This is a genomic window from Tateyamaria sp. (genome assembly GCF_039940735.1).
Taxonomy (GTDB): domain Bacteria; phylum Pseudomonadota; class Alphaproteobacteria; order Rhodobacterales; family Rhodobacteraceae; genus Tateyamaria.
In genome coordinates this window covers 69,835-91,416 of the sequence record NZ_JBDVGB010000054.1, presented here as the reverse complement: position 1 = coordinate 91,416, position 21,582 = coordinate 69,835, and the positions used below count along the sequence as shown (strand labels likewise).

General features: G+C 56.5%; 22 protein-coding genes. 16 read left to right on the top strand and 6 right to left on the bottom strand.

Annotation, left to right across the window (positions count from 1 at the left end):
• Positions 1-42: 42 nt before the first annotated feature.
• Positions 43-612, top strand: coding sequence for a flavodoxin family protein (locus ABJF76_RS11975; RefSeq protein WP_413819827.1), 570 nt, complete (start codon positions 43-45; stop codon positions 610-612).
• Between the two features lie 104 nt (positions 613-716).
• Here the strand turns inward: ABJF76_RS11975 and ABJF76_RS11970 are convergent, their stop codons facing one another.
• Entirely contained in the window at positions 717-2,276 is a 1,560-nt protein-coding gene (locus ABJF76_RS11970) for a bifunctional metallophosphatase/5'-nucleotidase (protein ID WP_413819826.1), read from the bottom strand.
• 142 nt (positions 2,277-2,418) lie between these two features.
• Here ABJF76_RS11970 and ABJF76_RS11965 point away from each other — a divergent pair, with 142 nt between their 5' ends.
• Genes ABJF76_RS11965 through ABJF76_RS11955 form a run of 3 tightly spaced genes read left to right on the top strand, consistent with a single transcriptional unit; the run spans position 2,419 to position 4,237 of the window.
• Positions 2,419-2,766 (top strand): DUF952 domain-containing protein, encoded by a 348-nt coding sequence (locus ABJF76_RS11965; protein WP_413819825.1) that lies wholly within the window; start codon positions 2,419-2,421, stop codon positions 2,764-2,766.
• Complete coding sequence (locus tag ABJF76_RS11960; RefSeq protein ID WP_413819824.1) at positions 2,763-3,197, top strand: DUF1330 domain-containing protein; 435 nt, start codon at positions 2,763-2,765, stop codon at positions 3,195-3,197. The genes ABJF76_RS11965 and ABJF76_RS11960 overlap by 4 nt, the downstream gene beginning before the upstream one ends.
• Entirely contained in the window at positions 3,194-4,237 is a 1,044-nt protein-coding gene (locus ABJF76_RS11955; protein WP_413819823.1) for a quinone-dependent dihydroorotate dehydrogenase, read from the top strand. Before ABJF76_RS11960 ends, ABJF76_RS11955 begins: the two co-directional genes overlap by 4 nt.
• 46 nt (positions 4,238-4,283) lie before the next feature.
• Here the strand turns inward: ABJF76_RS11955 and ABJF76_RS11950 are convergent, their stop codons facing one another.
• The 3 genes from ABJF76_RS11950 to ABJF76_RS11940 are packed head-to-tail and all read right to left on the bottom strand — an operon-like array spanning position 4,284 to position 6,540.
• On the bottom strand, positions 4,284-5,615 hold the full coding sequence (locus ABJF76_RS11950; RefSeq protein ID WP_413819937.1) for an MATE family efflux transporter: 1,332 nt from the start codon (positions 5,613-5,615) through the stop codon (positions 4,284-4,286).
• 8 nt (positions 5,616-5,623) lie between these two features.
• Positions 5,624-6,121 (bottom strand): PaaI family thioesterase, encoded by a 498-nt coding sequence (locus tag ABJF76_RS11945; protein ID WP_413819822.1) that lies wholly within the window; start codon positions 6,119-6,121, stop codon positions 5,624-5,626.
• Entirely contained in the window at positions 6,118-6,540 is a 423-nt protein-coding gene (locus tag ABJF76_RS11940) for a PaaI family thioesterase (RefSeq protein WP_413819821.1), read from the bottom strand. The genes ABJF76_RS11945 and ABJF76_RS11940 overlap by 4 nt, the downstream gene beginning before the upstream one ends.
• 120 nt (positions 6,541-6,660) lie before the next feature.
• Between ABJF76_RS11940 and ABJF76_RS11935 the strand changes: the two genes are divergently transcribed.
• The 9 genes from ABJF76_RS11935 to ABJF76_RS11895 all read left to right on the top strand — a co-directional run bounded on the left by ABJF76_RS11935 (position 6,661) and on the right by ABJF76_RS11895 (position 16,134).
• Positions 6,661-7,032, top strand: coding sequence for a MerR family transcriptional regulator (locus ABJF76_RS11935; RefSeq protein WP_413819820.1), 372 nt, complete (start codon positions 6,661-6,663; stop codon positions 7,030-7,032).
• A 392-nt stretch (positions 7,033-7,424) separates the two neighbouring features.
• A complete protein-coding gene (locus ABJF76_RS11930; protein WP_413822574.1) occupies positions 7,425-7,826 on the top strand; it encodes a MerR family transcriptional regulator in 402 nt (133 codons plus the stop codon).
• 63 nt (positions 7,827-7,889) lie between these two features.
• Positions 7,890-9,671 (top strand): acyl-CoA dehydrogenase C-terminal domain-containing protein, encoded by a 1,782-nt coding sequence (locus ABJF76_RS11925; RefSeq protein WP_413819818.1) that lies wholly within the window; start codon positions 7,890-7,892, stop codon positions 9,669-9,671.
• A gap of 45 nt (positions 9,672-9,716) precedes the next feature.
• Positions 9,717-9,929: a hypothetical protein gene (locus ABJF76_RS11920; protein ID WP_413819817.1), complete on the top strand. Its 213-nt coding sequence runs from the start codon at positions 9,717-9,719 to the stop codon at positions 9,927-9,929.
• Between the two features lie 25 nt (positions 9,930-9,954).
• Entirely contained in the window at positions 9,955-11,112 is a 1,158-nt protein-coding gene (locus tag ABJF76_RS11915; RefSeq protein ID WP_413819816.1) for an acyl-CoA dehydrogenase family protein, read from the top strand.
• 301 nt (positions 11,113-11,413) lie between these two features.
• The gene (locus ABJF76_RS11910) at positions 11,414-12,046 is read left to right on the top strand and encodes a glutathione S-transferase family protein (RefSeq protein ID WP_413819815.1); all 633 of its coding nucleotides are present in this window, start codon (positions 11,414-11,416) and stop codon (positions 12,044-12,046) included.
• A gap of 171 nt (positions 12,047-12,217) precedes the next feature.
• Positions 12,218-13,429, top strand: a complete 1,212-nt coding sequence (locus ABJF76_RS11905) for an acetyl-CoA C-acetyltransferase (RefSeq protein WP_413819814.1) — start codon at positions 12,218-12,220, stop codon at positions 13,427-13,429.
• 3 nt (positions 13,430-13,432) lie between these two features.
• Positions 13,433-13,933, top strand: coding sequence for a hypothetical protein (locus tag ABJF76_RS11900; RefSeq protein ID WP_413819813.1), 501 nt, complete (start codon positions 13,433-13,435; stop codon positions 13,931-13,933).
• 2 nt (positions 13,934-13,935) lie between these two features.
• Positions 13,936-16,134 carry a 3-hydroxyacyl-CoA dehydrogenase NAD-binding domain-containing protein gene (locus tag ABJF76_RS11895; RefSeq protein WP_413819812.1) on the top strand — a complete coding sequence of 733 codons (2,199 nt, stop codon included), beginning with the start codon at positions 13,936-13,938 and terminating at the stop codon, positions 16,132-16,134.
• A gap of 239 nt (positions 16,135-16,373) precedes the next feature.
• On the opposite strand, the gene ABJF76_RS11890 is transcribed toward ABJF76_RS11895, so the two are convergent.
• Both ABJF76_RS11890 and ABJF76_RS11885 read right to left on the bottom strand, forming a co-directional pair.
• Positions 16,374-17,006 (bottom strand): Hint domain-containing protein, encoded by a 633-nt coding sequence (locus ABJF76_RS11890; protein WP_413819811.1) that lies wholly within the window; start codon positions 17,004-17,006, stop codon positions 16,374-16,376.
• 203 nt (positions 17,007-17,209) lie between these two features.
• Entirely contained in the window at positions 17,210-17,851 is a 642-nt protein-coding gene (locus ABJF76_RS11885) for a sulfotransferase family 2 domain-containing protein (RefSeq protein WP_413819936.1), read from the bottom strand.
• 156 nt (positions 17,852-18,007) lie between these two features.
• Between ABJF76_RS11885 and ABJF76_RS11880 the strand changes: the two genes are divergently transcribed.
• The 3 genes from ABJF76_RS11880 (at position 18,008) to ABJF76_RS11870 (ending at position 21,570) form a co-directional block, all read left to right on the top strand.
• Positions 18,008-19,636 (top strand): AMP-binding protein, encoded by a 1,629-nt coding sequence (locus ABJF76_RS11880; RefSeq protein ID WP_413819810.1) that lies wholly within the window; start codon positions 18,008-18,010, stop codon positions 19,634-19,636.
• 120 nt (positions 19,637-19,756) lie between these two features.
• Positions 19,757-21,085 (top strand): DoxX-like family protein, encoded by a 1,329-nt coding sequence (locus ABJF76_RS11875; protein ID WP_413819809.1) that lies wholly within the window; start codon positions 19,757-19,759, stop codon positions 21,083-21,085.
• Positions 21,082-21,570, top strand: coding sequence for a DUF2269 family protein (locus tag ABJF76_RS11870; protein WP_413819808.1), 489 nt, complete (start codon positions 21,082-21,084; stop codon positions 21,568-21,570). Before ABJF76_RS11875 ends, ABJF76_RS11870 begins: the two co-directional genes overlap by 4 nt.
• The last annotated feature ends 12 nt before the right edge of the window (positions 21,571-21,582 follow it).

Here is a 21,582-nt window from a genome sequence, read left to right as displayed (position 1 = left end):
AAGGTGCTTGCATCACCCTTTCGCTGCGATCACAGTCATCCCATGACCCATTCCTTGACGATCGCTTTGCCCTACTATTCGGGGGCTGGACATACCGCCCAATTGGCCAAGGCCATAGCAACGGGCGCATCCTGCGACGGCATTGTGGCACATTGCATCGATATAGAAGCCATAACCGACGCCGATTGGGATACTCTCGATCAGGCCGAAGCAATCCTGTTCGGCGCGCCCACCTATATGGGGTCCGTTGCCGCCCGTTATGGCACCTTTCTAGAAGAAGCCGGGGAACGTTGGATGGACCAAGGCTGGCAAGATAAGCTGGCCGGAGGCTTTACAGTCGCCACATTCGGATCTGGCGACAAACTGGCCACGTTACAAAGGTTTTCGATCTTTGCCGCCCAAATGGGCATGATCTGGGTCGGACCGACAGATATCGGCGCGCCCGTTTTTCCAGAACGCGAGGGTGTGAATGTGGATGGCGGGTGGTTGGGCCTGATGGCCACAAGTGCGCGCAGCCCGCGTGGATCAGTGCGCCCCGGTGATCTTGAAACGGCCCAGCGCTTTGGGGCACGTATCGCGGCCATGACCAAACGGTTCTACGCATCAAAGTAAGGCGGATATTTATCCGCCCAAGCCGGTAAAAAAACAGGGCGCCTTCACAGACGCCCCGCTCAAAATACGAAATAGTAAGGCGCAGGAGTCCTGCGCCCCGCTCTTTATTTCACAGAGATACGGCCATCCGTATAAGGCGCGAATGGGCCCTGAGCAGCTAAATACTCAGCTGTCACATCTGCCAAATCAGGTCCAAAATCATAGGCCTTTGCTGCATCAACGAACATCGCATAGCCGTCTCCGCCATTGCGCACATAGTTGTTGGACACCACACCATAGACTTTGACGACGTCAATCGGCGCACCGCCCACCATGACATCACTGACACGCGCGCCCGCCGGGGCAGACGCATCAAACGCATAGGTCATCCCCGCAACCTGCGGGAAACGACCTGCGCCGTCTTCGATCTGACCGACACCGTTTTCAAGGGCCGCAACAATAGCAGCGCCCGGCACTTCAAAGGTCGACAGCGTGTTCTGGAACGGCAGCACTGTCAGCACTTCGCCCATGGTCACAGGACCTGCATCAATGGATGCACGGATGCCACCACCGTTTTGGATTGCGATTTCGATGCCCTGATCCTTGACCCGGTCCAGCATCGCATCAGCAATAAGCGACCCCATAGGGCACTCCATCGCGCGGCAAACATCGCGGCTGCCTTCGATGGTTGCGGCGGATTCAGCCACAACACGTGTCTTCATCTCCTCGATCGGGGCACCCATTTCGGCAATGCGCGCAAGAAACGCCGCATCCGGAGTGACAGACGCATCCAGCACGATCGGATCACCCGTTGCGGCCGTCACGTTGCCATCGTCATCAAAGGTCACGATCAAGTGGCCCAAATATTTGGTGTAAGCATAGGCCTGCGCAACGGGCACACCCTCAACCATGGTCGGATAAGCCGGGGTTTCGCCGTCATCATTGGACATCAACGTGTGGCTGTGCCCGCCGATCACCACATCAAGACCCGGAACAGCGGCTGCAATCGCGAGGTCCTTGTTCATACCCACGTGGGTGAGCGCGATGACCTTGTCCACGCCCTCACCTTCGAGTGTCGCGACATCTGCCGTCAGCGCCGTGATCTCGTCTTCAAAGATCACATTCTCGCCCGGGCTTGATGTCTCGACCGTGTCGACAGCCAAGGCAGACACGATACCGATCTTCTGGCCGCCAACCTCAAGCACCAAGTGATCGTCGACCTTGCCAGCCAACAACGCTTCACCTGACATATCCAGATTGCCGGAAATTACGGGAAAGGACACAGTGTCGACAAACGCACTCAGACCCGCAGGGCCATCGTCAAATTCATGGTTGCCAACGGCCATAGCGTCATAGCCCATTTGCTCCATGAATTCGGCCTCAGCCGCACCTTTGTAGGTGGTATAGAAAAGCGAGCCCTGAAACGGATCGCCTGCGTCCAGCACGATGACGTTCTGGCCTGCAAGTTCTGCCTTTTTGGCATCGATAGCCGTCTTAACGCGGGCAACACCGCCAAAGCATTTGCCTTCGGCCTCGCCCTCTGCGTCGCAGGTGGAATCGAACCGATTGATCGATTCAATCCGGCTGTGCATGTCATTGGTGTGCAGAATGTGCAGTGTATATTCTGCCGAAGCGACGCCTGCGCTTAACGCAAGGACGGCAGTGCCCATCAAAAGTCGGGTCATTTTGGAATCTCCCAGGTTGGTTATAACGGCATCGTGACAGGATTCCCGCCCCAGTGTCAAAGGTGATCGTGACCTCGTGACGCAGGCGCTTAGGTAACGACGCCCACTTGACCGTTTGTTAGGCGACAGGCATCAGTGCCGTATGTTGATTTACAAGATTTTCCGCGCGCCCGAATGGGCCGCACTGCGCGCTGCCTCCACAACAACCGGTGCGCCGATTGATGTGGCTGACGGTTTTATTCATTTTTCGACCGCAACGCAGGCGGCCGAAACTGCGGCCAAACATTTTGCAAGGCAAGACGATCTGTTCCTGATCGCAGTCGAGGCAGACAGCTTGGGCGATGATTTGAAATGGGAAGTGTCACGGGGTGATGCGCTATTTCCCCATCTCTATCGAGAGATGCGCATCGCCGACGTACATTGGGCCCAGCCTTTGCCATTGATAGACGGTGCGCATCAATTCCCGGTCGGTGCAGGATTTGATACATGACTGACACCCATATCGATCCAAGCCGCGACCAATTCGAAGCCTTCAAAAACCTAGACCGCGACCAGCCAATTGAGATGTTGAACCTTGTGCGGTTCCACGATCTTGCCAACTATCCGGGCGATCACGAACTGGCCCGCGACGGACTGTCAGGCGCACAAGCCTATGCGCTTTATGGCAAACACACCGCTGCAATTCTGAAAAAGGTCGGCGGCAGTATTGTTTGGCGTGCGCAGTTCGAAACCACCCTCATCGGCCCTGTGGCCGAAGCATGGGACGCAATGTTCATCGCCCGTTATCCAACGGCGCATGCATTCATGGCGATGGTGACCGACCCCGATTACCAAGTCGCCGTCGTGCACAGACAGGCCGCCGTTGCCACTTCACGCCTGATCCGCACAGGCCCCACAACAGGAGCCGCGCAGTTCGGATGAAGCAAAAAATCGAAGACCTGGGCATGAAAGCCCTACGCCGTATTGACCCCGAAACCGCGCACGGCCTTGCTTTGCGCGCACTGCACACACCTTTGGTCACCAAGCCCGGCCCCGTCACCAGCGACCGCTTGCGTACCGAAATCGCGGGCATGACCTTGCCCAACCCTATTGGCCTTGCCGCTGGGTTCGACAAAAACGCCACTGCAATCAAACCCCTATCAAAGGCAGGATTTGGTTGGCTTGAAGTGGGGGCTGCCACCCCCGTACCGCAACCGGGCAATCCACGCCCGCGCTTATTTCGCCTGTACAAAGACGCCGCCGCCATCAACCGCTTTGGTTTCAACAATGATGGGATGGAAGCGATCGCCAAACGCCTTGCCAAACGCCCCAAAGGCGTGCCCGTTGGTCTGAACCTTGGCGCCAACAAAGACAGCCAAAACCGCGCGGCGGACTTTGCCCACGTGCTGCAACATTGCGCGCCCTATATCGACTTTGCGACAGTTAACGTCTCAAGCCCGAACACTGAAAAACTGCGCGACCTGCAGGGACCGATGGCATTGGCCGCCCTGCTTGACGGTGTGATGCAAGTGCGCGGGCGCGTACCTGTCTTTTTGAAAATTGCGCCTGACCTTACGGATCAAGACCTTTCTGATATTGCCAAAGTGGCGACAGACGCGCGTGTCGCGGCCATTATCGCGACCAACACCACGCTTGAACGTAACCGCCTGGCCAGCCCGCACAAACGTCAAAAAGGCGGCCTATCTGGTCAACCTTTGTTTGGAAAATCGACGCGTGTTTTGGCCAAACTGCACAGCCTGACAGACATCCCCTTGATTGGCGTCGGTGGCGTGGCAAACGCCGCCCAAGCCTATGCCAAAATCAAGGCAGGCGCGTCCGCAGTTCAACTTTATACAGGCCTTGTTTTTGGTGGATTAAGTCTTGCCAGCAAAATAGCTCGTGATCTTGACACTTTGCTTGAACAAGACGGCCACGCCTCGCTCAGTTCTGCGGTAGGGTGCGCAAGCGACGACTGGCTGTAACTTCGTTTCGCCAACGTCAACAAGGGAAAGACCCAAGAAAATTTCTTCAATTTTCTTGCCCCGCCCCGCGCTCAAGCGCGGGGTAGCGCATTCCAAGTGTCACGCCACGCGCCACGAACGAGATGAGCAACGCGGCCCATAGCCCGTGATTGCCCATTACCGGCAAAAGCACCAAAATCGCCAACCAATAGATGACAAATGACACCGCCATCATGTTGCGCATGTCCCGCCCACGTGCCGCCCCAATGAAAATTCCATCAAACATCCACGCCGCACAGCCAACCAAAGGTGCGACGACCATCCACCAAAGATACAAACGTGCCTCCGCTTGCACAGCCGTGTCCTTGGCCATCAGGTCAATCAACCACGGCCCTGCCGCTAAAAACGCCAATGCCGTCAACACGCAAACCACCAACCCCCAAAAGCTTGTCATCAAGGCAGATCGGCGCACCCGGCGCGGGTCACCGCGCCCATAGGCACGCGCAATCAGCGTTTCGGCGGCAAAGGCAAACCCGTCCATCGCATAGGCCGTTATGTACATGAACTGGATCAGCACCTCGTTCGAGGCCAGCGTCACATCACCAAACCGCGCGCCAATAAACACAAAGCTGGAAAAGATGATCATCAACATAGCGGACCGCAGCAAAATGTCTGTGTTCAACAGCGCCATACGGATCAGTTTGGCTCGTTCCAATACCCGCGCGCGGTCTCGCCAAGCCGGGCGCTGAAACGCACCCCAACAAAACCACAGCCCAAGGCCTGCGCCCAGAACCTCGGCAATGACGGTGGCAATCGCAACACCTTCAACACCCCAACCAAAGCCCAGAACAAAGACAAAGTTCAGCGCAATATTCACCCCGTTCATGCCCAGCTGTATCCAAAATACAGCCCCTGTGCGTTCCATCGCGATTAACCAGCCGGTGAGGGCATAGATGGAAATCGCAGCCGGCGCTGTCCAAATGCGGATCGACAGATAGGACCGCGCCAGGTTTTCGACCTCCGCACTGGCGGGCGAAAGCTGAAACGCGGCCCAAAACAGCGGCATTTGCAACAGGATCAACCCGAACCCCGCAGCGCCAGCGACCAGCAACGCCCGCGTCAACCATGCCGAGACCTCGTCGTCATCCCCAGCCCCCGCGGCCTGCCCAACAAGGCCCACGGTCCCCATTCTTAGGAAACCAAATATCCAGAACACTGTCGTCAATATGATCGCGCCAAGGCCAACCGCACCAATTGGCGCAGCCTCGCCCAGCTGACCGACAACACCGACATCCACGGCACCCAAAATGGGCACAGTGGCGTTCGACAAAACAATAGGCACCGCGATTTTCAAAACCCTGCGGTGGGTCAAGGGCGCGGCAGGCACCCCAGAGGACATGGGCGCGTTCACCGGCGCCCCGGCATCACGAAATGGCCAGTCGCTTGGGCAAACAAACGCGCACGATTGTCCTGCCAGCCCTCCACATGCACCGAAGCGTACCTTCGCCCTGCCCGGTTTATTGTCGCACGCGCATAGCCGTCGCGCGGTAGACCCGAACGTAAATAATCGACCGAAAAATCCACCGTTTTGGGCAAACGCGGCAATCGGGGCGCTTCGCCGTCGAAGTCCAACGCCCCGCTTTCAATGTCTTCCCACAGGTAAGACCAGCTTAGCGTCACAACCGCCGTGACTTCCAAAAAGGCCGCCGTCACGCCGCCGTGTAGGGCGGGCAACATCGGGTTGCCGATCAGCTTGTCGTCAAATGGCAAGATCGCCGTCAATTCATCGCCGCGTCGATCAAACCGCACGCCAAGGTACTGCATGTACGGCACACCGCTGACCAATGCGGTCAAAGCCGCATCCCGGCGTTGTTTGATAACTTGCACAGGTTCGGGGCGCTTCATTTCGAGCCCTCCACCGTAAAGGCACCCGTGGCAGCCGCCACTGGGTTGCTCATGTCTTCGTCCCAGGCTGTCGCGCGCACAAAGGCGATCGAGCGGGTCACATGATAACACGTCGCGCGGGTCGTGATCGCCTGCCCCGGCGTGGCTGCGCGCATGTAATCGATACGCAAATCAAGAGTCGCCGTACCCCCCATGTTGGACGGGTGGCTCATCACCGCGGCCCCGCAACATGTGTCCATCACCGCAGACACTGCCCCACCGCTGATGACCCCGGTTTCGGGGTCACCGATCAGGCGCGGGTCATATGGCATGGTGATCACGGCCTCGCCGGCGTCCATCTCGACCAGTTCCATGCCAAGATCACGGGAATGGGGGATGGCTTCGATAAATTGCCGGGCAAGTTTGAGTTTGTCGGTCATGGACGTTTGTACCTTATCACCTGTCGATCACTTTATGAGCCTGCACCCACGTCAGAGCAAGGCGGCTATTGCGTGATGCCCAATCGCGCCTTAGAATTTCGTTCAAGGGGAGAAGGATAAATGGCAGACGACCGCTTTAGCTTTAAGGAAATGTGCGCAGAATTCGACGTGACGCCACGCACCTTACGCTACTACGAATATATCGAACTGCTGCACCCCGACCGTGAAGGGCGTGCGCGCTATTACGGCCCGCGCGAACGGGCACGGATGAAATTGATCCTGCGCGGGCGCAAATTCGGCTTTCAGCTCGAAGATATCCGCCAATGGCTGTTGATCTACGAAAAAGAAGGCACCGAGGCGCAAATGCGCGCGTGGGTCGAACTGGCCGATGGGCAGCTTGCGGAACTCGACGAACAGCGCAAGCAAATGGAAGAGGCCCGGGTCGAGCTTCAAGATCTACGCGACAGCGTGGCCGGTGCTTTGACGACCTAAGGTCTGTTCCTTGCTGCCGAATGATGACGCACGGGTTTGATCAGACGTCGCTCGACCAAATACGTGACAGACGCGTTTGCAGGCGACCCAAGGCGATCGTATTCCCGAAAATGCGGTGTATGGGGTCGACTAACACGCTTGTGAATCAGCCATGCGGCGTGCGGTCAGCCCATTTGTGGTTTCAGTCAGCCGCGACGTAAATCAATCTAAAAAGCAACATGAATACACAACAAAGCACAAGCGGTACGTCGCGAAACTGCTTGACGTAGTTCACGAACACGTCAAGCATGCAAGTGACGCAACGTACTACTTACGTCAACCTCGAACCACCGTTGCATCAAATCCATCTCTGCCCCATGTGCTTATAGTACCAAGATAAACGAGTGATCCGTATGACCGACAAAACCATGACTATCCGAGAGATGTGCGACGCCTTTGACGTCACACCACGGACGTTGCGCTTTTATGAGGCCAAGGAGCTTTTGTTTCCATTGCGCGACGGACAGAAACGTCTGTTCACCAAACGCGACCGCGCCCGGCTGAAACTCATCCTGCGGGGCAAACTCTTTGGGTTCAGCCTAGAAGAAATACGCCAGTTGCTGGACCTTTATGACATGGGCGACCAGCAGCAGACCCAATTTGCCCGAACCTATGCCATCGCCAGCGACCGCTTGGCTGACATGATCACCCAACGCGACGAACTGAACGAGGCCATTTCCGATTTGCAAAACCAGCTCAAATGGGGCGAGAAAATGCTCGCCTCGATGAACACAACAAAGAACGCAGCCGAATAACAACGGCGCAGCATACAGACACTGGTCGCTGACACAGCGCCACCGCATCTAAGGGAGAGAGAGATGCCCAGCTACACACCCCCAACCAAAGATATGCAATTCATCCTGCACGACGTGCTTAACGTCACAGGTTCTGACATTCCCGGGTATGACGAACTCGAAGCGGACTTTACCTCTGCCATCCTCGAAGAAGCCGGCAAGCTGACCTCGGGCGTGTTGGCCCCGCTGAACGTGGTGGGCGACACGGAAGGGTGCCGCCTTGAAAACGGTGTCGTCTATACGCCCACAGGTTTCAAAGAAGCGTTTGAACAAGTCAAAGAAGGCGGCTGGCCTGGCCTTGATATGCCCGAAGAATTTGGCGGGCAAAACATGCCTTACGTCATCGGCACCGCGGTGGGCGAAATGTTCTCGTCTGCCAATATGGCGTTCACCATGTATCACGGCCTGACGCACGGCGCGGCATCTGCCATTCTGGCCCACGCCAGCCAAGAGCTAAAAGATATCTTTCTGCCCAAAATGGTGTCCTGCGAATGGACCGGCACCATGAACCTGACCGAGCCGCATTGCGGCACGGATTTGGGCCTGATGCGCACCAAAGCGGCCCCGCAAGACGATGGCAGTTTCAAGATTTCCGGCCAGAAGATCTTTATCTCGGCGGGCGAACACGACATGGCCGAAAACATCATCCACCTAGTACTGGCCAAGATCGAAGGCGCTCCTGAAGGGATCAAAGGCGTTTCGCTCTTCATTGTTCCCAAAATACTCGTAAACGACGATGGCTCACTCGGTGAACGCAATGGGGCATCCGTCGGCAGCATCGAAGAAAAAATGGGCATCCACGGCAATTCGACCTGCGTGATGAACTATGACGATGCCGTTGGGTATCTGGTGGGCGAAGAACACAAAGGCATGCGTGCCATGTTCACCATGATGAACGAAGCGCGCGTTGGTGTAGGCATGCAAGGGCTGTCACAAGCCGAAGTCGCGTATCAAAACGCACTGATCTATGCCAAAGATCGCCTGCAAGGGCGCGACGTGACGGGCGTTAAAAACCCCGATGGCCCGGCCGATCCGCTGATCGTGCACCCTGACATTCGTCGTTCGTTGATGGATCAAAAATCCTTTGCCGAAGGCGGGCGTGCGTTTTGCCTGTGGGCGGCAACCATGATCGACGCGGCGCATCGTTCGGACGACAAGGATGCCGATGGCCTTGTGTCGCTGCTGACGCCCATCATCAAAGGGTTCCTGACCGATCAGGGCTATGACATGACAATCAAAGCCCAACAGATTTACGGCGGGCACGGCTACATCGAAGAATGGGGCATGTCCCAATTCACCCGTGATGCCCGGATCGCGATGATCTACGAAGGGGCCAACGGCGTGCAGGCGCTGGACCTTGTGGGGCGCAAGCTTGCGCAAGACGGCGGCAAACATGTGATGGCGTTCTTTGAGTTGGTCAAATCCTTCATCAAGGAAAACGCGGGTCAGGACGACGCCTATGACGCGGAATTCCTTGAGCCTTTGAAAGCGGCCTCAAAGGATCTTCAGGCGGCAGGCATGTACTTTATGCAACAGGGCATGACGAACCCGAACAACGCTTTGTCCGGTTCCTATGACTTTATGCACATGTTCGGCCATGTCTGCATCGGCTTGATGTGGGCGCGGATGGGCAAAGCAGCCCGCGCGGCACTGGCAGGCGGAACGTCTGACACCGAGTTCTATGAGACCAAGCTGGCCACTGGGCGCTATTACATGGCGCGCCAACTGCCTGCGACGGCGCTGCACCTCACACGGATTCAATCCGGAGGTGACACAGTTATGGCGCTGGAGGCTGCAAACTTCTAAACAGGTAGGGCGGGGTAAACCCCGCCTTACTATTTCGGAGTCCCTATGCCCAAACGATTTCGCCTGACCCGCCGTTTTCCTGTCGCAATGACCGAAGATGGCTATCGCCGCCTCAAGCGCTTTGCCGCCGAGGCCGGACTGGATGAGGGTGAGGCGCTTTCTTTTCTCTTCGAAAATTTTGACAGTGTGACACATGAGGAAAACCTCACCGCACGCATGCGCTTGTTCAACGCTGAACTTGAGGCGCGCAAACGCTGATCACATTTTGTCGGGGAGGACAGATATGAACGATCAAAAGCACGCAGCGTCGCTCTGGATGAGTGATGAGCATCAAATGATCGCGGACATGACGGCGCAGTTCATCACCAATGAATGGGCACCGCATTTCGAACGTTGGCGCAAAGCCGGTCAGATGGATCGCAGCACGTGGGCACAAGCCGGCGACCTTGGTTTGCTTTGCCCGTCCATCCCTGAAGAATATGGCGGCGCGGGCGGTGACTTCGGCCACGAAGCTGCGATCTTGATCGAAGCTGCACGGGCCAATCTGGCCAGTTGGGGCCAAGGCATCCATTCAGGTATCGTTGCACATTACATCCTGAATTACGGCACCGAAGATCAGAAAATACGCTGGTTGCCCAAAATGGTGACGGGTGAATTGGTGGGCGCCTTGGCGATGACCGAGCCTTCTACAGGATCCGATGTCCAAGCCATCAAAACCCGCGCGATCCGCGACGGCAACGGCTACAAACTGACCGGGTCAAAAACCTTTATCACCAATGGACAGCATGCCAACCTTGTCATTGTCGCAGCCAAAACGGATCCTAGCCTTGGTTCTAAAGGTGTTTCGCTTGTGGTGGTCGAAACGGACGATGCACCGGGTTTCGAGCGCGGGCGCAACCTTGATAAAATCGGCATGCATGCCTCCGATACCTCTGAATTGTTCTTTGATGATGTTGCGATCGCGCCAGAAAACATCCTTGGCGGGGATGAGGGGCAAGGGTTCTATCAACTCATGCAACAACTTCCACAGGAACGGATGATCATCGCCTGCTCGGCCGTCGGAGCGATGGAAGGCGCAGTTGCGCGCACCATCGAATACGCCGGCGCGCGCGAAGCCTTTGGCGGTCCGATTATGCAATTTCAGAACACACGGTTCAAACTGGCCGAAGCCAAGACTAAAACCTGCGTCAGTCGCGCGTTCTTTGATGAATGTATGGCCGACCACCTGCGCGGAGACCTGAGCGTCGACAAGGCCGCCATGTGCAAATATTGGACGACCGACACCCAAGCTTGGGTGCTGGATGAATGCCTGCAATTACACGGCGGCTACGGGTTCACCCAAGACTACGACATAGGCGGCATGTGGACGGACGCTCGCGTACAACGGATATATGGTGGCACAAACGAGATCATGAAAGAACTCATTGCGAGGGCGTTTTGACACTGCCGACGTCAATGTCTGTCGTGAGGGCAGAAGCCTCCGGCGGGAGTTTTTTTGGCAAGATGAAGATCGGATCAATGCGCAAGATCCACCCCTCCATCCAGCCAGTTCATGCGGGACTTTGGGGCTTCACCTTGCACATGGCTCAGCTCTCCAGCCTGCCATGCCCGGAAAGCCTATCTGCGTTAACCTTAATTTTGAGTAAACCGATCCACCTTCATCTTGCTAAATAAACTCCACGGGGGTCTGGGGGTGTGAAACCCCCAGTTCTGCCGCATCAACACACCCAGGGACCAAAGATATGACACTGAAACTCCACTGCTTCGGCGAAAGCGGCAATTCTTACAAGGCGGCGCTCGCGCTTGAACTTGCTGGCCTCGACTGGGAACCCGTATTTGTAGACTTTTTCAATGGCGGCTCGCGCACCGACGCATATCGTGCCCTCAATCCAATGGGCGAAGCACCGCTGTTGGTCGATGGCGACACGATACTCACGCAATCCGGCGTCATCCAACAATACATCACCGACAAGACCGGCAAACATGGCGGTGCGGCTGCAGACAAATACGAAGTGATGCGCTGGGTGCTGTGGGACAATCACAAGCTAAGTTCTGGCGCAGGCATGACCCGTTTTTTGATGAACTTCCTGCCTGAAGACAAACGCCCCAAAGATGTGATTGCCTTTCACCAAGGACGTTTGACCGGCGCTTATTCCGTCTTGAACGCCCATCTTGAGGGACGCGATTGGATCGTCGGAAACGGCGTCACAAATGCGGACATCAGTTGCTGCGGTTACCTATATTACCCCGAGCCCTTCGGCTTTGTCCGCTCTGACTGGCCCAACATCGATCGCTGGCTTAGCAACATCCAAGGGTTGCCAGGATGGAAGTCCCCTTACGACTTGATGCCCGGCTCTCCTGCCGACCGCGCCTAAGACTTGCTCACGCGGTTTTTTCGACATGCCGCGCTGCTGCCGGGGTATGTCTTTAAAATGACCCATGTTTACGTAACACGCCGCAACGTCACTCTTGAACAGATCCAATCCTCACCCCCACTTGGGTAGAGAAACGAAATTAAAAACTGATCCGGCGAAAGGACAACAACCATGACCGAAGCCTATATCTACGACGCCATTCGCACTCCACGTGGCAAGGGCCGCAAAGACGGTGCTTTGCACGAAGTCACCGCCCTGCGCCTTAGTGCGCAGACCATGAACGCCCTTAAGGAGCGCAACAATTTTGACGGCCACGCCGTCGAAGACGTGATCTGGGGCAATGTCACGCAAGTCATGGAACAGGGCGGTTGTCTGGCCCGCTCGGCTGTCCTTGCCTCGGACCTGGATCAGTCTATTCCCGGCCTTGCGATCAACCGCTTTTGTGCAAGCGGAATGGAGGCGGTAAATCTAGCTGCCAACCAAGTCAAAGGCGGTGCTGGTGACGCCTATATCGCGGGCGGGGTCGAGATGATGGGCCGCGTGGCCATGGGCAGCGATGGTGCCGCAATCGCCGCAGACCCATCCATCGCCATGGACACCTATTTTGTCCCCCAAGGCATCAGCGCAGACATTATCGCCACTGAATTTGGGTTCTCGCGGGATGATGCCGACCAACTTGCCGTTGCAAGCCAACAGCGTGCCAAGGCCGCATGGGATGCTGAGCGCTTTTCCAATTCGGTGATTTCCATTAAGGATATCAATGGCTTGACCATTCTAGATCACGACGAGTACATGCGCCCTCAGACGGATATGCAATCGCTCGGCGCGCTCAACCCAGCCTTTCAGGCCATGGGCGAAGTCATGCCCGGCTTTGATAAAGTCGCGCTGATGAAATACCCACACCTTGAACGCATCAACCACATCCACCACGCGGGCAACTCGTCTGGTATCGTGGATGGTGCGGCTGCTGTCTTAATCGGCAACAAGGAATTTGGCGAAAAGTGGGGCCTTAAACCGCGCGCCCGTATTCGCGCCACGGCCAAGATCGGCACCGACCCGACCATCATGCTGACAGGCCCTGTGCCGGTCACCGAAAAGATCCTGAAGGATCATGGTATGGACATCAAAGACATCGATTTGTTCGAAGTGAACGAAGCCTTCGCAAGCGTCGTTCTACGCTTCATGCAGGCCTTTGATGTGGATCACGACAAGGTCAACGTGAACGGCGGCGCTATTGCCATGGGTCACCCGCTGGGTGCGACGGGTGCAATGATCATCGGCACATTGCTGGATGAACTGGAACGCGCCGACAAGGAAGTCGGGCTCGCCACGCTTTGCATCGCATCCGGCATGGGTGCAGCCACCATCATCGAGCGGGTCTGATCCATGACCGGGGCGCTGGGAATGGAAGCAGAAGAGGTCTCAGAGATGCTGCTTGAGCGCACTGCTCAGGCGATCTTGAATGACGACTTTGAAGGCTTTTCTCATTGCTTTGCGATTCCCCATAAGATCGACACGCCCGACAGAAAAGTCACCCTAGAAACGCGGGATGCCTTGCGCACTCTGTTTCAAGGCGTGGTGCAGGACTATAAAAATCGCAACGTGACGGCCCTGATCCGTCATTGCGAAGTGGCTGAATTTCGTGGGCCGCAAAAAGTCGAAGCGACCCACGTCAGCCACGTCATGTCCGGCCATCAGCGCGTGGTTGACCCCTTCCACACCTATTCGGTGATGCAATTCACCGACAACCGTTGGCAAATTAGTGCGACGCAATACACGCTGGACAGGCAAATTCCTGTCGGCGCGACGCTGCACGCGATGACCGATTTCGAAACCGGTCCCGCGTCCCCGCCTGCCAACACTGAGACATCAAAGAAAGAGACTTGATCATGACCGATTTCACTATGACCAAAGACGCAGACGGCATTGCGACCATCACATGGGACGTAGCCGACAAATCGATGAACGTGATGTCATTCGAGGGGCTTGGAACCTTGAATGATCTGATCGACGACGCCCTTGGCGACGACGCGGTCAAAGGCATCGTGGTCACCTCTGGCAAAGACACGTTTGCCGGCGGGATGGATTTGAACCTGTTGGCCAAAATGAAAGAAGACGCAGGCGACGACCCTGCGCGTGGCCTGTTTGAAGGTACGATGAAAATGCACGCCCTGCTGCGCAAAATCGAACGTGCAGGCATGGATCCCAAGACCAACAAAGGTGGCAAACCCATCGCAAGCGCCCTGCCCGGCACCGCCGCTGGTATCGGACTTGAACTGCCACTGGCCACGCACCGCATTTTTCTGGCCGACAACCCAAAAGCCAAAGTCGGCTTGCCTGAAATCATGGTCGGCATCTTTCCCGGTGCCGGCGGCACCACCCGCCTGGTGCGCAAACTTGGCGCGATGGGAGCATCGCCTTTCTTGCTTGAAGGTAAGATGGTTGGACCAAAGCAGGCAAAAGGCTCGCTGGTGGATGAGGTCGTCGCAGACCCCGTCGCCGCAGCACGCGAATGGGTGCTGAATGCAAAAGACGCCGATATCCTGAAACCTTGGGACGCCAAAGGTTACAAAATGCCCGGCGGCGCACCTTATCACCCTGCGGGTTTCATGACCTTTGTGGGTGCCGCTGCCATGGTCAACGGCAAGACCCAAGGTGTATACCCGGCGGCCAAAGCGTTGCTAAGCGCGGTCTATGAAGGGGCGTTGGTGCCCTTCGACACCGCCCTCAAGATCGAGGCCCGTTGGTTCACCAACGTGCTGATGAACCCATCATCCGGCGCAATGATCCGCTCGCTGTTCTTGAACAAGGAAGCGTTGGAAAAAGGGGCTGTGCGCCCTGACGGCATCCCAGATCAACGTGTCAAAAAGTTGGGCGTGCTTGGCGCCGGTCTTATGGGCGCTGGCATCGCGCTTGTGTCTGCCCAAGCGGGCATGGAGGTCGTACTGATCGACCGTGATCAAGAGGCCGCCGACAAAGGCAAAGCCTATGTTCAAAAATATACCGAAGGCGGTTTGAAACGCGGCAAGACCACGCAAGACAAAGCCGACGCTTTGCTTGCCCGGATCACGCCAACCCCCGACCTTGATGCGCTTAAAGGGTGCGATTTGATCATCGAAGCCGTCTTTGAAGATCCTAAAGTCAAAGCCGAGATCACCAAAAAGGTCGAAGCGATCATTCCTGACGATTGCATCTTTGCCTCGAACACCTCGACCTTGCCGATTTCGGAGTTGGCGAAAGCATCCAAAAACCAAGACCAGTTCATCGGCATCCACTTCTTTTCGCCCGTCGAAAAGATGCTGCTGGTCGAGATCATCAAAGGCCAGAACACCGGCGATCGGGCTGTTGCAAAGGCGCTGGATTACGTGCGCCAAATCCGCAAAACGCCAATTGTGGTGAACGATGCACGCTTCTTCTATGCAAACCGCTGCATCATTCCATACGTCAACGAAGGGGCGCGGATGGTCACCGAAGGGGTGGAACCTGCACTGATCGAAAATGCCGCCAAGTTGGTTGGCATGCCGCTTGGCCCACTGCAACTGACGGACGAAACCGCCATCGATCTGGGTGCCAAGATTGCACGCGCCACCATGGACGCGATGGGGGATGATTACCCCAAATCCGGCGCGGACGATCTGATCTTTTGGCTCGAAGCTGAAGGGCGGTTGGGACGCAAGGCCAACGCGGGCTTTTATGCCTACGACGAAAAAGGCAAGCGCACTGGCATCTGGGACGGGTTGAACGAAAAGTACCCGTTGCTGGACGAACAGCCCGAAGTGGTCGAAGTGCAGCACCGGTTGTTGTTCAGCCAAGTGCTTGAAGCCGTGCGCGCATTGGAAGAAGGCGTGTTGATGGACATCCGCGAAGGCGACGTGGGCGCGATCCTTGGTTGGGGCTTTGCGCCTTGGTCTGGTGGCCCGCTGTCATGGCTTGATATCATCGGCACCCCGTACGCCGCCGAACGTTGTGATCAATTGGAAGCCACATACGGCGAACGGTTCAAGTGCCCTGCACTGCTACGCGAGATGGCCGCAAAGAACCAAAGCTTTTATGGCCGTTTTGGTCCAAAGGACACCGCCGCAGCCTAAACTAATGGCTTTGAGAAAACACGAAGGGGCTGCGCATCTGCGTGGCCCCTTTTGCGTAGCGGCACATAAAAAAGGGCCGCGCCATCGCGCGACCCTTGTTTGAAATGGGGATTTCAGACTTATTGTTTTGCCCCTGTATCTGGCAACCGCTCCGGTGTTGGGGACGGACCGGCCAGGTAAACCTGTGTGCCGGATACAGAGACCGTGCGGCGCGCCGAAAGCAGCGCACCAATTCAAAATTAGGCAGCCATCGCAATCTGGTCTTCGACCATCATGCATTCGATCAAGAATGCCGCGTCACGTGCTGGAACAACATCATAGCCGCCGGTATCGATACCCAGTTCGGACAGACAAATATGGGCGCGTGGGCAGTGCACAAGCGCGCCGCCTTCGGCATAGATCACCTGTTCGTCTGCGAACACCAATGTGATGACTTCGATTGACGACCGTGGGGCGATGCGCGTGATACCGCGGTAGCCGACCAGCGTCTTGGCCGCGATGACGGCAAACGGGTCGCCACTGGCGTCACAGGCCGCATCGCTTTCGACCAACACACCTTGGTCAGGCAACAGTTCAAGGTCTTGCGAATTGCCCAATGCACCAGCAGGCACCATCACAGAGGCGTAAGCGGCAGGCACCATCATGTCGGCAACCCAAAACGTGTCGCGGCGCACTTCGATCAAGGTCTGTAGACCGTTGTCGAACGTCAAAACGGTGTCTCCGGTGGTCAGCGCTTCGACAGGGCGCCATCCCATCGACGTTGCTACCTTGGTGCCAGCCAGCAAACCGCGTGTCTTCATGATTGCGCCGTCACAGGCGGCCGAGCTGTCAGCCATCCGGCGCGGTGCGATTTTGGTTTTCCATCCAAACATGTTTTCCATCCCCATGGTCCGTGGCGCTGCGATGTGCGCCGTTAAGTTGATGAAACCTGTAGAGGTGATTCTCGCGGCGGAGATCGGCCCGGATCGCGGCGGAAATCGGGCATTGTTTATGTTTTGGTTAACAATCTGGGCTGATCCGCTAAAATTTGCGCGCATTCAGCGACAAATTTTCGGCCAATGCGATTTAAACTTGGTCAATCGAAGGTGTAACCGAATCTTTCGATGTCTTCTGCACAGGCCGTTCCGACAGCTTTGCGCGCGTCGTCTGTGTAATAGTCACGATAATCCGCGCTCCGCTTTGACGCATTGACGTGTGGCAGCTGTAACTCAAAGCCCAAGTGATCCCAAAGCGGTGCCGCGTCCTGCTGTAAGGCTTCCAACCGAATATAGGCGTTGCAGCGTTCCACCCCATGCGCGTCCGTCATGTAATACCGTGCAGGGCTGGCCTGCATCGAGGCCAACACTTGGTCGGCACAGGCGAAATCGGCGAACCCCATCTGGCGGGACAATTTCACCGCGGGATGTTCAAAATTTTGGTCCTGTAGCCAGTGATAATAGCTAACCATACGGTCCCAAGGGTTGCGTACGAGGGTGAAGGCAAAAAACCCATCCAAAGATGGGACCAATCCATCGATGTCCTCAAGTGTGGCATGTTTCCAAAGCCTGCCCTTGGTTTGCACATCCTTAAGACGCCGCCGCCGCTTCACCGCTTTGGGCGTGTCACCGAGCATAATGTCGTCTTTCATCGCCCGCCCTTCAAGCGCAAGCGCCATGGCGGTGCCACCCGTTTTAGGCGCGTGGATAAAGACGTAATTGCGGCCCGGGCTTAGGATCATGCGCGCATGATGGGCGGCCTTTGCCTGCGCGTCCATGGGGATTTGAGTATTTATTCGAACAATGAAGGGACAAGGTCGATCTTTTCCAGCCTTGCGCCTATCGGCAAAAGGCCACACGATTGCTGCGCAAAACACCAACGCGCAAAGAGAGACATCATGGGATGGATGGCAGATGAAACGGGGCTGGAGAAAACTCCGGCGAATTATGTTGCGCTGACGCCTTTGTCGCATTTGCGTCGTGCGGCCCATGTCTTTGCTGACCGAATTGCGGTGATCTATGGCGCGCACCGCGTGACCTATGCGCAGTATTATGACCGTTGCACGCGGCTCGCGTCAGCGCTGTCTGCACGCGGTGTTTCTGGCGGCGATGTGGTTGCCACGCTAATCCCCAATCTGCCTGCCCAAGCCGAGGCACATTTTGGCATCCCAGCCTGTGGTGCGGTTTTGAACACGATCAACACCCGACTTGATGTGGATACGGTGGCGTATATCTTTTCCCATGGTGGGGCCAAGGTCGTGCTGGTCGACCCCCAGTTTCTTGAGCTGGCCGAAGCGGCTGTTGCCGCAATGGACGGCCCTGCGCCCGAGTTGATTGAAGTTGCGGACGCCGCCGCAGGCTGGCCCGCGAGTGGTCGCCATCCCGTTTATGAAGACATGCTGGCGCAAGCGGACCCAGATTTCGCATGGGTCATGCCACAAGACGAATGGGAAAGCCTTGCGCTGAATTACACCTCTGGCACCACAGGACGGCCCAAGGGCGTCGTATATCATCACCGCGGCGCATATTTGATGACTATGGGTACGGTCGTCAGTTGGCGCATGCAATTGCACCCCGTCTTTATGGCGATCGTGCCCTTGTTCCACTGCAACGGTTGGAACCACACGTGGATGATGCCTTTGCTTGGGGGCACGGTTGTGTGTTGCCGCGACATCACCGCCACCGCCATCTATGACGCCATCCACGACGAAGGCGTCACGCATTTCGGTGGTGCACCGATTGTGTTGAACATGTTGGTGAACGCGCCAGATAGTGAACGGCGCAGCTTTGATCACGTGGTCGAAGTGTTCACCGCAGGCGCGCCCCCTGCCCCCGCCACGTTGGGCAAGATCGAAGCCCTTGGGTTTAATGTAACCCAAGTCTATGGCCTGACCGAAACCTATGGGCATGTCACCGAATGCGTCTGGCGCGGCGACGATTGGGATGGGCTGGAACAGGGCGAAAAGGCCGCGATCAAGGCACGCCAAGGCGTGGCCTTTCCCATGATGGAACATATCACCGTTATGGGCAGCGATATGGCGCAAATCTCAATGGATGGTGCTGCGCAGGGTGAAATCATGATCCGTGGCAATTCGGTTATGAAAGGCTATTACAAAAACGCCCCCGCAACGGCTGAGGCATTTGAAGGCGGGTATTTCCATTCGGGCGACATCGCGGTGCAGCACGACGACGGCTATATCCAGATCGCCGACCGCGCCAAGGACATCATCATATCGGGGGGCGAAAATATATCATCCGTCGAGGTCGAAGGCGTTTTGATGGGCCACCCGGACGTAAACTTGGCCGCTGTGGTGGCCAAACCGGACGACAAATGGGGCGAAGTGCCGTGCGCGTTTGTCGAGCTGAAACCGGGGACAGCCCCAAGCGAGGCTGACTTGATCGCCTTCAGCCGCCAAACACTGGCCGGGTTCAAAGCGCCCAAGCGGGTGGTGTTTCAAGAGCTGCCCAAAACGTCGACAGGCAAGATTCAGAAGTTTGAATTGCGCAAGGTGGCGCAAGAGCTTTGAAAACCCATCCGACGTCCGCCATACCGACGGTCGCCTGTACAACGCTTTGCGCGCAGCGGTCAGTGCGAAATAAGCGCTTTGTAGGCGTTTCTCTTTCCTTTGATCAAACCGAGAATGCACATGGCTGATGCAAATGGCCCCGCTCACGCCCCCAAAGCTGTCCTTATCATTGGTGCATATGGTCTTATCGGATCTGGGATCGCGCAACACTTAACTGGTGCGGGACATCAGGTCATTGGCTTTGGCCGACAAATTGATACCGGGAAACGCGTCCTTCCCACCCTAGAATGGAGATCAGGGGACATGCGTTTCTTGATCAAAGACACCGATTGGACGCCGCTCCTTGCCGATGTTGATGTCGTTGTGAATTGTTCCGGCGCTCTGCAAGACGGGCCGCAAGATGACCTTGAGATTGTGCACCATCATGCCATCGCGGCATTGGCCAATGCCTGCGCCGCGCGAGGTGTGCAAATCATCCAAATTTCCGCCACTGGCGCGGATTTAGATGCATCGACGCCATTTTTAGCATCAAAGGCACGCGGAGACGCGGCGATCCAACGATCAGGCGCGCACCACGTCATTTTGCGCCCCGGGCTGGTTCTGGCACGGCACAGCTATGGGGGTTCTGCGATGTTGCGCATGTTGGCGGCTGTGCCTTGGGTTCAGCCCATCGCTTTGCCGGATGCAAAAATCCAAACCATTGGGCTGGATGACCTGGCCGCAACCGTCAGTGCCGCGGTTTCGAATGCCTTACCGGATGGTTTTGTTGGCGATCTGGTCGAAGCCGAAACCCATTCCTTGCGCGACGTTGTGGCATCTATGCGCAGCTGGCTGGGTTTTGCCCCCGCCAAGGCAGAGATCGCGATCCCCAAAGCAATCACTCAAATTTTGTCCAAGGCCGCGGATGCATTGGCGTTGTTGGGGTGGCGTTCTCCGTTGCGCACCACGGCTGTCCGTGTGTTGGGCGAAGGTGTCACTGGCGTGCATCAGGACCTTTCACGCTTTGGCTTGCCGCCGATAAAATCCTTGCAACACACCTTGGCGCATATGCCCGCACGGGTCGAAGACCGCCTTTTTGCGCGCATGTCACTGCTCACACCCATCATTGTGGCCACTCTCGTCGTCTTTTGGTTTTTGTCCGGTGCGATTGGGTTCCTACGCGCCAGCCAAGCCGCCCTTGTGTTGCAAGATGCCGGGTGGTCCCAAAGTCTGGCCCTGGCAAGCGTCTTGTTTTGGGCCGTTGTTGATATCGCGATTGCCGCAGCTTTTGCCTATCGATCATTCGCGAAACAGGCATGTTGGTGCGCCGTTGCGGTCAGTTTGTTTTACTTGGGGGCTTCAACCTTGTTTGTGCCGTCCCTTTGGTTGGACCCTCTTGGGCCGTTGATAAAGATATTCCCCGGCATCACCTTGGCATTGATCGCGCGCGCAGCGTTAGAAACACGATGATCGACTGGATTGACGTCATCCGTCTGCTTCATGTGCTTGGTGCTTGCGTTCTGATTGGAACCGGGGCCGGCATCGCCTTTTTCATGCTTATGGCCCATCGTACCAAAGATCCGGCAAGCATTGCGCACACGGCTTCTGTCGTGGTGATCGCCGATACGTTGTTCACCGCAACCGCCGCCATTGCGCAACCGATCACCGGCGTCATTCTTGCGCACAACCTTGGATGGTCGCTTTTGGAGGGCTGGCTTGGGCTCTCGCTTGGGCTTTATGTATTCATTGGCGTGTTCTGGTTGCCCGTTGTCGCCATACAAATAAAGATGCGGGATGAGGCCCGCAGGTCGGCAGCAAACAATACGCCGCTTACACCGCGTTATATGCGGTTGTATCGTATTTGGTTTGCCTGTGGCATCCCGGCGTTTCTGGCCATCGTCGTGCTGTTGTGGTTGATGACGGTGCGGCCAGATATTTCAATCTGGATGTTATGATCGCCCTTTTGA

Bases quoted from the DNA above. Each gene is read 5' to 3' on its own strand.
- ABJF76_RS11975 (WP_413819827.1), top strand. From the start codon at position 43: ATGACCCATTCCTTGACGATCGCTTTGCCCTACTATTCGGGGGCTGGA.
- ABJF76_RS11970 (WP_413819826.1), bottom strand. From the start codon at position 2,276: ATGACCCGACTTTTGATGGGCACTGCCGTCCTTGCGTTAAGCGCAGGC.
- ABJF76_RS11965 (WP_413819825.1), top strand. From the start codon at position 2,419: ATGTTGATTTACAAGATTTTCCGCGCGCCCGAATGGGCCGCACTGCGC.
- ABJF76_RS11960 (WP_413819824.1), top strand. From the start codon at position 2,763: ATGACTGACACCCATATCGATCCAAGCCGCGACCAATTCGAAGCCTTC.
- ABJF76_RS11955 (WP_413819823.1), top strand. From the start codon at position 3,194: ATGAAGCAAAAAATCGAAGACCTGGGCATGAAAGCCCTACGCCGTATT.
- ABJF76_RS11950 (WP_413819937.1), bottom strand. From the start codon at position 5,615: ATGTCCTCTGGGGTGCCTGCCGCGCCCTTGACCCACCGCAGGGTTTTG.
- ABJF76_RS11945 (WP_413819822.1), bottom strand. From the start codon at position 6,121: ATGAAGCGCCCCGAACCTGTGCAAGTTATCAAACAACGCCGGGATGCG.
- ABJF76_RS11940 (WP_413819821.1), bottom strand. From the start codon at position 6,540: ATGACCGACAAACTCAAACTTGCCCGGCAATTTATCGAAGCCATCCCC.
- ABJF76_RS11935 (WP_413819820.1), top strand. From the start codon at position 6,661: ATGGCAGACGACCGCTTTAGCTTTAAGGAAATGTGCGCAGAATTCGAC.
- ABJF76_RS11930 (WP_413822574.1), top strand. From the start codon at position 7,425: ATGACCGACAAAACCATGACTATCCGAGAGATGTGCGACGCCTTTGAC.
- ABJF76_RS11925 (WP_413819818.1), top strand. From the start codon at position 7,890: ATGCCCAGCTACACACCCCCAACCAAAGATATGCAATTCATCCTGCAC.
- ABJF76_RS11920 (WP_413819817.1), top strand. From the start codon at position 9,717: ATGCCCAAACGATTTCGCCTGACCCGCCGTTTTCCTGTCGCAATGACC.
- ABJF76_RS11915 (WP_413819816.1), top strand. From the start codon at position 9,955: ATGAACGATCAAAAGCACGCAGCGTCGCTCTGGATGAGTGATGAGCAT.
- ABJF76_RS11910 (WP_413819815.1), top strand. From the start codon at position 11,414: ATGACACTGAAACTCCACTGCTTCGGCGAAAGCGGCAATTCTTACAAG.
- ABJF76_RS11905 (WP_413819814.1), top strand. From the start codon at position 12,218: ATGACCGAAGCCTATATCTACGACGCCATTCGCACTCCACGTGGCAAG.
- ABJF76_RS11900 (WP_413819813.1), top strand. From the start codon at position 13,433: ATGACCGGGGCGCTGGGAATGGAAGCAGAAGAGGTCTCAGAGATGCTG.
- ABJF76_RS11895 (WP_413819812.1), top strand. From the start codon at position 13,936: ATGACCGATTTCACTATGACCAAAGACGCAGACGGCATTGCGACCATC.
- ABJF76_RS11890 (WP_413819811.1), bottom strand. From the start codon at position 17,006: ATGTTTGGATGGAAAACCAAAATCGCACCGCGCCGGATGGCTGACAGC.
- ABJF76_RS11885 (WP_413819936.1), bottom strand. From the start codon at position 17,851: ATGATCCTAAGCCCGGGCCGCAATTACGTCTTTATCCACGCGCCTAAA.
- ABJF76_RS11880 (WP_413819810.1), top strand. From the start codon at position 18,008: ATGGGATGGATGGCAGATGAAACGGGGCTGGAGAAAACTCCGGCGAAT.
- ABJF76_RS11875 (WP_413819809.1), top strand. From the start codon at position 19,757: ATGGCTGATGCAAATGGCCCCGCTCACGCCCCCAAAGCTGTCCTTATC.
- ABJF76_RS11870 (WP_413819808.1), top strand. From the start codon at position 21,082: ATGATCGACTGGATTGACGTCATCCGTCTGCTTCATGTGCTTGGTGCT.